15 protein-coding genes are annotated in these 11,759 nt (G+C 67.0%); 11 read left to right on the top strand and 4 right to left on the bottom strand.

Going from position 1 to position 11,759, the window contains the following annotated elements; all coding sequences use genetic code 11:
• Window positions 1-65 precede the first annotated feature (65 nt).
• From VM221_01930 to VM221_01955, 6 genes are all read left to right on the top strand, one after another.
• Window positions 66-1,079 (top strand): phosphatidylglycerol lysyltransferase domain-containing protein, encoded by a 1,014-nt coding sequence (locus VM221_01930; GenBank protein HUT73577.1) that lies wholly within the window; start codon window positions 66-68, stop codon window positions 1,077-1,079.
• 87 nt (window positions 1,080-1,166) lie between these two features.
• Entirely contained in the window at window positions 1,167-1,565 is a 399-nt protein-coding gene (locus VM221_01935) for a hypothetical protein (GenBank protein HUT73578.1), read from the top strand.
• A complete protein-coding gene (locus VM221_01940) occupies window positions 1,562-2,167 on the top strand; it encodes a sigma-70 family RNA polymerase sigma factor (GenBank protein HUT73579.1) in 606 nt (201 codons plus the stop codon). The genes VM221_01935 and VM221_01940 overlap by 4 nt, the downstream gene beginning before the upstream one ends.
• The gene (locus VM221_01945) at window positions 2,164-2,604 is read left to right on the top strand and encodes a zf-HC2 domain-containing protein (GenBank protein ID HUT73580.1); all 441 of its coding nucleotides are present in this window, start codon (window positions 2,164-2,166) and stop codon (window positions 2,602-2,604) included. Before VM221_01940 ends, VM221_01945 begins: the two co-directional genes overlap by 4 nt.
• 21 nt (window positions 2,605-2,625) lie before the next feature.
• Window positions 2,626-2,961 (top strand): cupin domain-containing protein, encoded by a 336-nt coding sequence (locus VM221_01950; protein HUT73581.1) that lies wholly within the window; start codon window positions 2,626-2,628, stop codon window positions 2,959-2,961.
• A gap of 130 nt (window positions 2,962-3,091) precedes the next feature.
• Window positions 3,092-3,817 carry a hypothetical protein gene (locus VM221_01955; GenBank protein HUT73582.1) on the top strand — a complete coding sequence of 242 codons (726 nt, stop codon included), beginning with the start codon at window positions 3,092-3,094 and terminating at the stop codon, window positions 3,815-3,817.
• A 29-nt stretch (window positions 3,818-3,846) separates the two neighbouring features.
• On the opposite strand, the gene VM221_01960 is transcribed toward VM221_01955, so the two are convergent.
• From VM221_01960 to argG, 4 genes are read right to left on the bottom strand one after another with little or no spacing between them, the layout of a single operon-like run.
• Window positions 3,847-4,305 carry a YhcH/YjgK/YiaL family protein gene (locus VM221_01960; GenBank protein HUT73583.1) on the bottom strand — a complete coding sequence of 153 codons (459 nt, stop codon included), beginning with the start codon at window positions 4,303-4,305 and terminating at the stop codon, window positions 3,847-3,849.
• Window positions 4,306-4,335: 30 nt separating this feature from the next.
• On the bottom strand, window positions 4,336-4,683 hold the full coding sequence (locus tag VM221_01965) for a cupin domain-containing protein (protein ID HUT73584.1): 348 nt from the start codon (window positions 4,681-4,683) through the stop codon (window positions 4,336-4,338).
• Window positions 4,683-5,879: a methyltransferase domain-containing protein gene (locus VM221_01970; GenBank protein HUT73585.1), complete on the bottom strand. Its 1,197-nt coding sequence runs from the start codon at window positions 5,877-5,879 to the stop codon at window positions 4,683-4,685. Before VM221_01970 ends, VM221_01965 begins: the two co-directional genes overlap by 1 nt.
• A gap of 38 nt (window positions 5,880-5,917) precedes the next feature.
• A complete protein-coding gene (gene argG, locus VM221_01975) occupies window positions 5,918-7,156 on the bottom strand; it encodes an argininosuccinate synthase (GenBank protein ID HUT73586.1) in 1,239 nt (412 codons plus the stop codon).
• Window positions 7,157-7,447: 291 nt separating this feature from the next.
• Between argG and VM221_01980 the strand changes: the two genes are divergently transcribed.
• The 5 genes from VM221_01980 to VM221_02000 all read left to right on the top strand — a co-directional run.
• Window positions 7,448-7,930: a DUF1284 domain-containing protein gene (locus VM221_01980; protein ID HUT73587.1), complete on the top strand. Its 483-nt coding sequence runs from the start codon at window positions 7,448-7,450 to the stop codon at window positions 7,928-7,930.
• Between the two features lie 3 nt (window positions 7,931-7,933).
• The gene (locus tag VM221_01985) at window positions 7,934-8,854 is read left to right on the top strand and encodes a hypothetical protein (GenBank protein HUT73588.1); all 921 of its coding nucleotides are present in this window, start codon (window positions 7,934-7,936) and stop codon (window positions 8,852-8,854) included.
• A 122-nt stretch (window positions 8,855-8,976) separates the two neighbouring features.
• Complete coding sequence (locus VM221_01990) at window positions 8,977-9,696, top strand: cytochrome c biogenesis protein CcdA (protein ID HUT73589.1); 720 nt, start codon at window positions 8,977-8,979, stop codon at window positions 9,694-9,696.
• 34 nt (window positions 9,697-9,730) lie between these two features.
• Window positions 9,731-10,297, top strand: coding sequence for a TlpA disulfide reductase family protein (locus VM221_01995; GenBank protein HUT73590.1), 567 nt, complete (start codon window positions 9,731-9,733; stop codon window positions 10,295-10,297).
• Between the two features lie 180 nt (window positions 10,298-10,477).
• A partial coding sequence (locus tag VM221_02000; GenBank protein HUT73591.1) for a hypothetical protein occupies window positions 10,478-11,759 on the top strand: 1,282 nt, incomplete at its 3' end.

Here is an 11,759-nt window from a genome sequence, read left to right on the forward strand (position 1 = left end):
GGGGATCCCAATTCTGACATCTCAAATCCGATCTTTGTGTCTTTGTGCCTTGGTGGTTCAACACCATGGATTGCCTCCTCGAACTGCCCCACATGCGCGAGCTGACGCTGGATGATCGTGAGGTCGTGGAGGCGGCCTTGGCGCGCGAGCCGCCCGACACCTCGGAGCTGACCTTCACCAACCTCTTCATCTGGCGTCACGCATACGGCCTGCGGTTGAGCCGGGTGGAGGGCGCGCTGTGCATCTTCGCCTGGCGCGCCGATCCGGAGGAATCGTTCCTGCTGCCGCCGCTAATGGTTGAAAGGATGTCATTCCGAGGGAGTGCAGCGACCGAGGAATCTCCAGTCGGGGTTGCGCGGGAGGTAGGGGATTCCTCGCCGGAGCTCGGAATGACACCATCCGGGGCCCCGACGATCGTAGAACGCGCCCTGGCGCACCTGCGCGACCACGGCCACGACCCCAAGCTGGCGCGCGTCTCGACCGCACAACTCGAACGCCTGGGCGTCACCGGCGAGCGCTTCTCGGTCGAGCCGGATCGCGACAACTGGGACTACGTCTATTCCGTGCGCGACCTGGTCGAGCTGGCCGGCGACAAGTACCACCGCAAGCGCAACCACATCGCCCAGTTCCAGGCCGAGCACACGCAGTGGGAGTATCGCCCCCTCACGCCCGACCTCGCGCCCGCGTGCGAGGAGCTGCAGGACCTGTGGTGTGATGAGAAGCACTGCGATCTCTCAGCCACGCTGCATGCCGAATCGCGCGCGGTCAAGGAAGCCCTGCACAACCTCGACCGCCTGTCCGCGCTCGGGGGCTGCATTCTCGTCGGCGGAAAGGTCGAAGCCTTCACCCTCGGCGAGCCGCTCAACGCCGACACCGTGACCATCCACATCGAGAAGGCGAACGCCGCCTTCCACGGCCTCTACCAGGTCATCAATCAGCAGTTCCTCGAGCACCAGGGGCATGATTTCGCCTACGTCAACCGTCAGCAGGACCTCGGCGTCCAGGGCCTGCGCAAGGCCAAGGAGTCCTACCACCCGCACCACATGATCGAGAAGTACGTCGTGCGGTTGCGGGCATAGCCGGGCGCGCGGCGCTACACGCCGCGTGAATCCATTTCGCCGGCGGACTGCATCATAACCATCGGAAGTCGTGTCGTGCGGAGGGATATGATGGAGACGGTCGGTGTCGGGTTGATCGCGGTGGCGGTGTTCGGCTATTTCGCGTGGGCGCGCTACATGAGCTACAGGGATGCGGCAGCGCTGTTGGAGAGGGGAGTAGACCCGTCCACTGTCATCCAGTGGAGGGAGCGGTGGGCAACCCGCGCGGGTCTGCTCCAGGGGGCGAAGCTCCTGGTGCTCGGCGTATTGCTGTTCTCCCTGTCATCCCGGTTCGGAAGATGGATCGGCGCGCCTGACGAAACATGGATGATCGGCTTCGTAGGTGCGTTCATTGCGGTCTTCGGGCTGATTGTCATCGTCGCGTACGCGATCTGGTCGCGCCGAGTAGGCGCCGGGCACGGCGGTGGCAGGCTGGGAGCCTCTGACCGCTCGAGGGCGAGAGAATGAACGCGGAGGCGACGTGCGCGCCGTCGTGGCTGATGATGACCGGCCGCGCCGAGGATCACCGCGCCGATGCGGTTGCCATCCAGCGGGCACGCAACGGCGATCGGTCGGCCTTTGACGAGATCGTTCGGCGCCACCAAGGGCGCGTCTACAACCTGGCCTATCGCATGCTGCGACATCCCCAAGACGCCGAGGACGTGACCCAGGAAGCGTTTCTCAAGGCGTTCGGAGCTCTGCCGCGGCTCAAGAATGAGCGCGCCTTCGCCTCGTGGCTCGGGCGCATCGCGGCCAACCTGTGCCTGATGCGGCTGCGGTCGGCGCAGCGCGCGGAGACGCTAACCGATCCGGCGGTGATCGCTGAGGGAAGCGCATGCGCTGGGAATCCGTCGAGCCTCGACATCGTCGGGGAGACGCGCGCGGCGATAGCCAAGCTGCCGCCCAAGTACCGGCTGGCGGTGGTCGCCTTCTACCTGGAGGGTCGTTCCTGCCGCGAGGGCGCCCGTCTGGCCGGAGTGCCGGTGCTGACGTTCAAGACGCGACTCTACCGCGCGCGCAAGCTGCTGCGCGATCTGCTTGGCGAAGTGCCGGAGGGACCCACACCATGAGATGCCGGCGCGTCCGCCAGAAGCTTCAGCCCCTGGTAGACGGAGCCCTCGCCGAGAAGGAGGCCGCGGCCCTCCGTCAGCATCTGAGCGCCTGCGCCGCCTGCGGCCTCGAGTTCGAGGCGCTGCGCGCCCTCGATCGCGCCCTGGCGGCCGAACCCACGGTTCAGCCGCCGCCGACCATGACCGCGGCGATAGTCAGCCAGGCCGCCGCCCGTTCGCTCATGGCGCCCGCGACGCTCATCCCGCGACGGCTGGAGGCGCTGAGCCTGGCGGGGTTGGCCCTTGCCTTGGCGGCGTTCGCCGTGGCCGTGTTCGCCGTCGGCGGGATCTCGATCACGATCGGCCCGTTGACCGTGGGCACCACGGGCGTGATCGCCGTCATCGTTGCGGCGGTCTCCGCCGCCTTCGGTTCCCTCTACTACGGGACCTGCGCCTGAGAACTCCGAGGAGGGTCACCCATGCAACGCGTCAATGAGACAGAGTGCGAGTTCAGGCACGGCGACAGCGGCCCCAAGTACGTCATGCGGGGGCCGCGCCACGAATGGGGGATCATCGTCTTCCATCCCGGCCAGAGTCTCGGCGCCCACCGCCACAGCGAGGTCGAGGAGACCTTCTACTTCGTCTCCGGGGAACCGCTGATGATCGTGGACGGGCAAGCGCACCGCGTGAGGCGCGGCGATGTCTTCCGCCTCGAACCCGGCGAGGCCCACGACATCATCAACGACACCGCCGCGGACACCCGCGTCATCTTTATCAAGTGCCCCTACCTGCCCAACGACAAGGAGGCGGCGTGAGCATCCTCCGCCGCAGACACTGTGGGCGCGCTCGGATCACGCCCGAGGCTCGCCCGCCGGTCGTCAGGCGGGGCGAGCGTGCCACATGTAGTTTCAGATGGCTGGCATGTCCAGGAGATAGCGACACACCATGAGACCATTCAGACCGCCGCTCTTCGGCGAGGCGCCGATCCGCGCCTCCCACCTCATCCAGCTCGACTACTACACGGACACGCGCAACTTCATCCACATGTGGCTGCCCGAGTCCTATGGCGGCTCGTTCCTGCTTGCCCGCACCGAGGACCGCCGCTTCCACACCGAGGGCGACACGCTGGTAACGACGTTCGAGATGCCGGACCGTTTTCGTCTGCGCGGGGAGGTCTATCCGATCGAGGACGGGGTCGGCCTGCGGTTGGCGGTGACCAACGTGGGGTCCGCCGAGCTGCCGGCGGGGCCGGCTGGGGTCTGCATCCAGTTCGCGGCCGCGCCCTCCTTCGCCGACTCGGCCCTCGAGCGCTACTTCTATGTCGCGGGGGGTGAGATCGTTTTCGTCAAGCCGCCCTTTGCGAACAACGAGAATTACGTCTGGTTCTACGGAACGGCCCCCTCCCCGCAGTTCATCCATAACCCCGAGCCTGATTATCCGTTCATCGGCCTCGCCAGCAAGGACGGGCGCTGGGCGGCCGGCCACGCCTTCGACACGGCGCGCGGGATCGGCGGCAACTGCCACCCGTGCATTTCCTGCCTCCACGCCGGGCCGAACTTCGACGCCATCGAGCCGGGGCAGACCGCGGTCTCGGAGGGCGTACTCTACCTCATGCCCGGCAGTGCCGCGGACTGCGCCGCGCGGTTTGAGAGGGAGTTCCGCTGCGGGTAGGCCGCCCCATTGGGCGCGCCCCGATTACCTCACGGCAGGAGCGCCACCTTGACCACGATCTTGCGAACCGGGTCATCGGAGTCGAGCCGGCAGCCCGGCATGTGGGCATCCTCGGGATAGAACACCGCGAAGCAACCGGCCGACAGTGCGATCGGCGTGTAGCGGGCGGGTTGGGCGTAGACCGCGATGTCTTGGTCGGCGTCGTAGGGCGTCTCCACCTCCAGCGCCTCGACCGGCGCCCAGCCGATCATCTCCGCGCCGGCGGCAACGTATTGCACATCGGCATAGCGCCGGTGGGCCTCGAAGCGGGCGCCCGCGACCGGCTTGGGGACATAGCTCTGCGGCAAGGCGAAGAGCCGGTCGCCCTCTATCTCGGTGCGGCGCTCGGGCAGCAGGGTCTCGGCGTGCAGTTCCAGGAACTCGAACGCCGGCCGCAACTCCTCCAGGGTGCTATAACGCCGCCAGTTCTTCAGTTGGTCAACGATCATGGGTCGTCCTCCCCAAGGGACTGCGAGTCATCAGGGCCGGGTCTGGACAGGAATCACACACAGGAACCGTAGAGTGCTCTCGCCCGTATTGACGAACTGGTGGGTTTCGCCGGGCGCGACCATCGCGGCGACCCCGGGGCGCAGGGGCAGGCGGCTGTCGGGCGCGGCGAGCTCGCCCTCGCCGTCGAGGATGAAGACCTCGTGCTCCCAGTCGTGGGAATGCATCGGCGTGTTACCGCCGGGCGCGACCTCGAACATGCGCATGATGAACGTCGGCGCGCGCTGCTCCGGGCCGATGAGCACGCGCATGGTCACACCCTGCGCGCCCTCCATCTCCATCGCCTGCGGTTGGATGCTATCGGGGTCAATCACCTGCATCACACTTGTCCTTCATCCGTCGGTGCCACTTCGTCCAACGTGAGAAGATAGTCGTGGTATCGGCGTGTGAAGACGCCCACGCGAGACTCGCCGTCAGTTGCCATACCAGCCGCGCGCACCGTGATCGCGTATTCCTGCAACCGCGGACAGCCGAGTTCCTCCCAGCGCCGCGCAATCGCCCGAAAGCGTTCCAATACCTGCCTCCCCCCAACCGCCGTGAGGGCGTGTTCGGCAGTCAGCGCACAAGCCTGGCGCGCCGCGGTATCGGCGATCCCTGTCGCCATGCCGTGATGTGCTACCAGGTGCTCATCGGGGGTCAAGTTGGCCAGCATGAACATGACAAACGAATATCCGTGATCGCGTCCCTCAACCGAGACCGGCAGGCGAAAACCCAACTGCGCTTGCTCAGGACTTAGGGCAAGCGCTTCCGCCATGTCCATGATGCGCGGCAGCGTCGGCGGCGGCAACAGCTCGCTTGTGCAATTCACGAAGTAGATCAGACGCGTGAAGTGCCCGCGCAACTCGCCTTCCGTGCGCCGTACGAGCAACGTGGGGTCACCGGCGGGCGCAAAGTGAAGCGGGAACAGGACGGTACCGTCCTTCGTGACTTGCTCCACCCAGGCCGGCGCCAGGTCATTGCACCCGCAGGTGACGATGATTGCGTCGTAAGGCGCTCCGGGGACATAGCCCTTCGCGCCGTCGCCGGTCACGACCGTCGCGTCGTGGTAGCCCGCCTCTTCGAGATGACGCTTCGCCGAGCGCGCGAGTTGCTCGTCCACCTCGACCGAGTAAACGAGCGAAGGGTCGCCTACGATCTCGGCCAGCAGCGCCGCGTTGTACCCGCTCCCGGTCCCGACCTCCAGCACCTTCATGCGCGGTCGCAGGCCGAGGTCCTCCAGCATCCAGGCCATGCAGCCGGGCTCGGACGACGTGGCGGAATCGGATATCTGTATCACGTCGTTACGGTATATCCGGTCAAGAACTTGAGGGTCGGGGTGCTGATGGTCGCAGACCACCCCGCGCCATTCCTTCCCTTCGTCGAACCACGCCTTGGCGCGATCAATGAAGAGATGCCGCGGCACCTTGCGGAACGCCGCCTCGACTGGTGCGCTGACGACGGCGCCGTTAGCCACCAATTCATCCGCAAGGCGATTGACGAAGTGCCGATAGTCCGGCACACTTACTTGGCTGGTCACGGCGTGCCCCCGTTGCTTGGGCGCGATGAATCGCGCCCCTACGATTCCATCAGTTTCTGCCGCTTCGCCAGAATCTCAAACGGCAGGCCGCGCACCTTCGCCGCGTTGGCGCACCAGCGCTGGTCGAACCCCCGCGCCTTGATCGAGCGGATCTCCGGCGAGAACAGCGAGGTCGCCGATTCCCGCGTCACGATGTCAATGTTGCCCTTGTATAGCCGCACGCGGAACGACCCGTTGACCACCCCCTGGCTGGCGGCGATGAAGGCGTCGAGCTCGGCCTTGAGCGGGTGATACCACTCGCCGTGGTAGGTCATATAGGCCCACTTGGCGTCAATGACCTTCTTAAACTGAATCTCCTCCTTGGTCAGGCACTGCTGCTCGAGGTCGCGGTGCAGCTTGAGGATGATGTGGGCGGCGGGCGCCTCATAGATCTCGCGGCTCTTGAGGTCCATGATGCCGTCCTCGAACATATCAATCTTGCCCACGCCGTGGCGGCCGCCGAGCTCGTTCAACCGCGGAATCAGGTCACCCAACGCCATCTCCTCGCCATCCAGCGCTACCGGCAACCCCTCGCGGAATGCGATCTCGACTTCGCCCGGCTGGTCGGGGGCGAACTCCGGCGGCACGTACCACAACCAGATGTCGCGCGGCAGCTCCTGGTTGAGATCAATCGCCCCCGAGGCGATGGAGCGGCACCACATCGTCTTGTCGTCGCCGCCGGTGATGGTCTCCGTCACCGGCACCCCCCACTCGCGGCACAGGACTTCCTCTTCCGCGCGGGTCAGGTCGAAATCGCGCACCGGCACCAGCACCTCCAGCTCCGGCGCGAACAGCTTGAAGACGTTGTGCATGCGATACTGGTCGTTGCCCTTGCCGGTCGAGCCCTCCAGGATCGCGTCGCAGCCGCGCGCCCGCGCCTCGACCGCGACGATGCGCGCCACCAACTGCCGCGTCATCGAGGTCGAGACCGGGTAGCCGTTGTAGTCGGAGTTGGCGCGGATGGCCTTGCTCAACCATTCCTCGGTGAACTCCTGGCGCGCGTCAATCAGGATGGGCTCGACCTGGAGCGCCTTCGCCTTCTCCTCGCCGACGCGCACCTCCTCCTCGCCCTGGCCGACGTCCACGGTGATGGGGACGATCTCCCGCGCGCGGTATTTGCGGCGCAGCAGCTCGACGCCGAGCGACGAATCGAGCCCGCCCGAATAGGCGATGGCAGCCTTGCGCACCGTCGGCGCAGGCGCCTCCTCGATCTTGCGGATGATGTCAGCGACGTCCATGGTGGGCCTCCTGAGACAGTTCGGGGGCCTAGCCCGAATCATTTGGGGCATGATTCGGGCTCGAGCAGGCGAGCATTGGAACAGGTGAACAGCAGGGGCAAGGCATGCCTTGCCCGTACAAGACCCGGATTGCGAGCCTGCGGTCACCTGATCCCCTGATCACCCACTCAGAGGCCCCGGCAGTCAGCTTCTATTCTGCGCGTATGTGACGGAAGAATACTATGCTCGACAAAGCGCTGTCAAGAGAAACACTCGCTCGCGCTCGCGTGGTGGGCGACGCAGGGAGCGCCGATGGCAACGGAGAAGCTCTCCTGCGTCATGCCCGCCGGCGCGCCGAACAAAGACGAACGCGCCCAGCGACCTCGGCCGCTGCACCTGCGCGCGCATCACCTGCTGTGGCTGCACGGGTTCCGGGGGCTGGGCTACTCGAACGAGTTCGCCGCCAACATGCGCCGCATCAAGCAGCGCCTGGAGCAGGACTCACCCATGGTGCGGATGCATGTCGGCCCCGACACGATCTGCCGGGCGTGCCCGCATCTGGCCACCCGCGCTGAGTGCAGTCGGCCGGGCGGCACCGATCGCGATCGCGCGGTGGTCGCCGCACTGGAGATCGAGCCGGGCACGGTGAAGCCGTGGCCGTGGTGGGTGCGGCAGGTGCGCGCGCGGATCGGCCCGCAGCGGCTGGCCGAGATCTGCGCCGACTGCTCGTGGTTCCCCCTGGGGTACTGCCAGGCCGGCATCGAACGCTTGCATGAGCATCGAGAAGGAGGCTAAACGTTGGAAGAACACGTCAACCCGTACTCACACGTCCGCGGCTTCAACTATCAGCCCAGCTACGACTTCAGCGGCCACGGCATCTGGCGGCATTTCCAGCCGGACACGATTGACCGCGAGCTGGGGCGGGGCAAGCAGCACTTCCCCGGCATGAACACCGTCCGCCTGTGGTTGTCGTTCGACGCCTTCATGGTGGAACCGGCGAGGGTGGCGGACCACTTCGCAACCGCGCTGGCGATCGCCGATCAGCACGCGCTCAAGGTGATCCCGACGCTGTTCAATAACTGGCACAGCGTGCCCGACTTCGGCGGCATCTCCCTGGAAGCCATCCGCCACTGGAGCGACGAGGGCGCCCGGACGATACCCGCGAATCCCTTCCTCACCTACGTCGAGAGCGTCGTCGGCGCCCACGCCGCCGACGACCGCATCTTGATATGGGATCTCTGCAACGAGCCCTTCAACAGCGGCTACAGCGACGAGATTCTGCGCTGGCTGGAATCGCAGTACGTCACCTGCAAAGAGCTGGGGGCGCAGGCGCCGATCTCCGTCGGCGTGCCCCCCGATAATCAGCAGTTGCAGGCAGTGGAGCCCATCAGCGACGTAGTGACGATTCATCCCTACGGCGACCAGGCGTTCGTGGAGGCGTCGGTGGCAGTAGCGCGCGGGGTGGGCAAGCCCATACTGGTGACCGAGTGCTGCTGGGGGGCGGTGGACGATGCGGAGCGGGCGGCGATAGTCACGCGGGAACTTACCGCGCTGTCGGCGGCGGGATTGGGGTTCGTGGCGCATGTCCTGAATCACAGCCTGGTCGCGGACTGCCACCGCGAGCAGTACGGCCCCATCAGCGGGGCCGGTTACATGGCCTTCATCGAGGCCGACGGTTCCCTGCGCCGCCATCACGAGGTCTTCAACACGTTTGTCTGAGGAAACCACGGGGCGCGCGGGCACAGGGGGCAGGTGTAGCCGGGGCGCGAGAGGGGAAAACAGTAACGTAGTTAAGGATCGGGCCGCCGGAGACGGCCCGGCGGTGAACGTATTCCGACATCATGAATGACGTGACATATCTGGCGGCGCTCGGTGCGGGGGTGGCTTCGTTTGCATCGCCGTGCGTGCTGCCGCTGGTCCCCGCGTACCTGTCGTTCATCTCGGGCGCGAGCCTGGAGGACGTTGTCGCGCGGCGGCGCGACGCGGTGCTGGCGCGAGCGGTGACGGTGCGCGCGGTAGCGTTCGTGCTCGGGTTCTCGACCGTATTCGTCGCCCTCGGGGCCTCGGCCACGGCCCTCGGCGGCTTCCTGGGAGCGCACCTGCCGATCCTCGCCAAGATTGCGGGCGGCCTCGTCATTCTCTTCGGCCTGCATCTGACCGGACTGGTCCCCATCAAGGCCCTCTACCGCGAGCGGCGCGTGCAGGTGACCGGCAAGCCGGTCGGGCTGGCTGGCGCGTTTGTGGTCGGCCTGGCCTTCGCCTTCGGCTGGACGCCCTGCGTGGGTCCAATCCTGGCTTCGATCCTGGCGCTGGCGGGCACCCGGGAAAGTGTGGCGTCCGGGGTCGCGCTGCTGGGGGTCTATTCGTTAGGGCTGGGGCTGCCGTTCATCGCCGCGGGGGTGGCCGTCAACTGGTTTCTGGCGCTGTCCAATCGGGTCAAGCGCTGGGCGCGCGCCATCGAGGTCGGCACCGGAGTGCTGCTAATCGTCGTCGGCGTGCTCATCATGACCGGCGGCTTCGACCAGGTCACTATGCGCATTAGCCGGCTCGGCGGCCTCTAGGCGAGCCGGAGCGGGCGCAGGAAAGATACGAACCATGAAGACCGGGCGGAAGGTGATCGCGGCGGGCGCGGCGGTCGCGGTGGTCGCGGCGGTTGCCGCGATCGCGATTCTGTGGGTAACGGCAGGTTCCGCGGGACTCCCACGCGACACCAAGGCGGCGCAGTTCAAGGCGACCACAATCGCGGGCAAGGAGTTCGATCTCAAGGGCTTGCGCGGACGAGTGGTGCTGCTCGATTTCTGGGCGACGTGGTGCCCGCCGTGCCGCGCCGAGGCGCCGGAGTTGGAGAAGCTGTGGCGGAAATACAAGGATCGGGGATTAGTAGTGGCCGGGATCGCCCTCAACAGCGGCGGCGACCGCGACCTGCGAGAGTTCGCGACCGAGCACCGGCTCACCTACGCGATAGTCAATGATCGGGCTGGCGCAATCGCCGGCAAGTACCGCATCCGCCCCATTCCCACGACCTACATCGTGTCGCCCGAGGGCGTCGTGCACGCGGTCCATGTCGGCTACCAGCCGGGCCTGGAAAAGCAGCTCGAGAGGGAGATCAAGGAGCTGCTGCCGTCGCGCGCACAGTTGCAGAAGCTCAAGCCCCTGGAATAGGCGACCCCGGGAAAGGGGGTCGCATTGACCGTAGCGGCCCCGGCGCAGCTTCGCGTCCGGCCCGGCAGCGTGTCAGCACCCCGATGCCCCGGTCGCGCCTTGTTGCCCCAGCGTCGAACCAGCACATTGCCAATCCGCCGCGGGTTGTGGAACAAGCGAAGGGGATTCCCCCGGTGAGCGATGCCCCGTACCAACGACCCACGACCGGAGCGCGCGCGCGACCTGCGGCTGGCGCTGTGGATCTTCCTCGGCGCCCTGGGTGCGCGCATCGCTTATCTCGTGCTGAAGGCGCCGCTGCTTACCGCTGACGGCTCCTACTACTATGCCGTCGCGCGCAACCTTGCCGATGGGCGCGGCTTCACCGTCGCCTACGTGTGGCACTACCTGGCCGGCATTCCCGCGCGCCTGCCCACCCCCAGCAACGACTACTGGATGCCCCTGACCTCTATTCTCGAAGCGGGGGCGCTCAAGCTCGGCGGCGGAGCCTCGCTCGTCGCCGCCTCCATGCCCGGTCTCGTCGCCGGGGCGGCGCTGGCGGCGTTTGTCTTCTGGCTGACCAGAGAGCTTTTCGGCAGCACCCGCGCCGCGCTCCTCGCGGCCGCGATGTGGGGCCTGTCCGCGCACTTGGTGGCGCTGTCGGCGAGCCCCGACTGCTTCATGATCGCCGCGCTGCTGACCTCGCTGGGGCTCTACGCGATTCATCGTGCCGGGATCGTCCGCGCAGGGACCTGGTCGAGGCCGGCCCTGGGTGCATCGGGCGCGGCGGCGCTGCCGCATCGCGGCTGGACGATCGCGGCGGGAGCGCTGGCCGGCCTCGCCTACCTGGCGCGCAGCGACGGCGCGCTGGTGGCCGCAACCTTCGCCCTGCTGTGGACCGTGACCAACCGGCGCTGCAAGGTCAAGGACGCTAGTTGGCGCGCGCTGGCCTGGTACGTCGGCGCGTTCCTGGTGGTTGCGGCGCCGTGGTGGTTGCGCAACTGGATGGCGTTCGGGAGGCCGCTGGGTGCGCCGGCGGGCAAGACGGCTTTCCTGGCCACGTACAATGACATCTTCCAACTCCGCGCGTCCGCGCTGACGCTGCAGGACTATCTCGCCCTCAACCAGACGGTGCAGGGGTTGATGAAGGGCTATGTGGCGTGGCGCGAGGTGCGACTGCTGGCCGTGATGTGCGGGCTGGCGCTGCCATTCGCGGCATGGGCGGCGCTGCGGCATCCGCGGCGCCGCCTGCTGTCGCCGTGGCTGGCGTACTCGGCGCTGGCCATCGGCGTAACCGCGTTCATCTTCCCCTACCCCGCGCTCAAGGGCGCCTTCTGGCACCTCGCGCCGGGGCTGTGCGTGTTCATTCTCGCGGCCGGGGCCGCCGGGGTGATGCAAGCGTCCGAGCGGCTGTGGCACACCAATCGCGCGCCGGCTAGGTTCGCAGCCGTGACCCTCCCGGCGGCGGCGGTCGGCCTCTTGGCGG

It is taken from the genome of Armatimonadota bacterium (assembly GCA_035527535.1).
Classification (GTDB): domain Bacteria; phylum Armatimonadota; class Hebobacteria.

Excerpts from the sequence above, each read along its gene's own strand:
- VM221_01930 (HUT73577.1), top strand. The coding sequence starts at position 66 with ATGGATTGCCTCCTCGAACTGCCCCACATGCGCGAGCTGACGCTGGAT.
- VM221_01935 (HUT73578.1), top strand. The coding sequence starts at position 1,167 with ATGATGGAGACGGTCGGTGTCGGGTTGATCGCGGTGGCGGTGTTCGGC.
- VM221_01940 (HUT73579.1), top strand. The coding sequence starts at position 1,562 with ATGAACGCGGAGGCGACGTGCGCGCCGTCGTGGCTGATGATGACCGGC.
- VM221_01945 (HUT73580.1), top strand. The coding sequence starts at position 2,164 with ATGAGATGCCGGCGCGTCCGCCAGAAGCTTCAGCCCCTGGTAGACGGA.
- VM221_01950 (HUT73581.1), top strand. The coding sequence starts at position 2,626 with ATGCAACGCGTCAATGAGACAGAGTGCGAGTTCAGGCACGGCGACAGC.
- VM221_01955 (HUT73582.1), top strand. The coding sequence starts at position 3,092 with ATGAGACCATTCAGACCGCCGCTCTTCGGCGAGGCGCCGATCCGCGCC.
- VM221_01960 (HUT73583.1), bottom strand. The coding sequence starts at position 4,305 with ATGATCGTTGACCAACTGAAGAACTGGCGGCGTTATAGCACCCTGGAG.
- VM221_01965 (HUT73584.1), bottom strand. The coding sequence starts at position 4,683 with ATGCAGGTGATTGACCCCGATAGCATCCAACCGCAGGCGATGGAGATG.
- argG (HUT73586.1), bottom strand. The coding sequence starts at position 7,156 with ATGGACGTCGCTGACATCATCCGCAAGATCGAGGAGGCGCCTGCGCCG.
- VM221_01980 (HUT73587.1), top strand. The coding sequence starts at position 7,448 with ATGGCAACGGAGAAGCTCTCCTGCGTCATGCCCGCCGGCGCGCCGAAC.
- VM221_01990 (HUT73589.1), top strand. The coding sequence starts at position 8,977 with ATGAATGACGTGACATATCTGGCGGCGCTCGGTGCGGGGGTGGCTTCG.
- VM221_01995 (HUT73590.1), top strand. The coding sequence starts at position 9,731 with ATGAAGACCGGGCGGAAGGTGATCGCGGCGGGCGCGGCGGTCGCGGTG.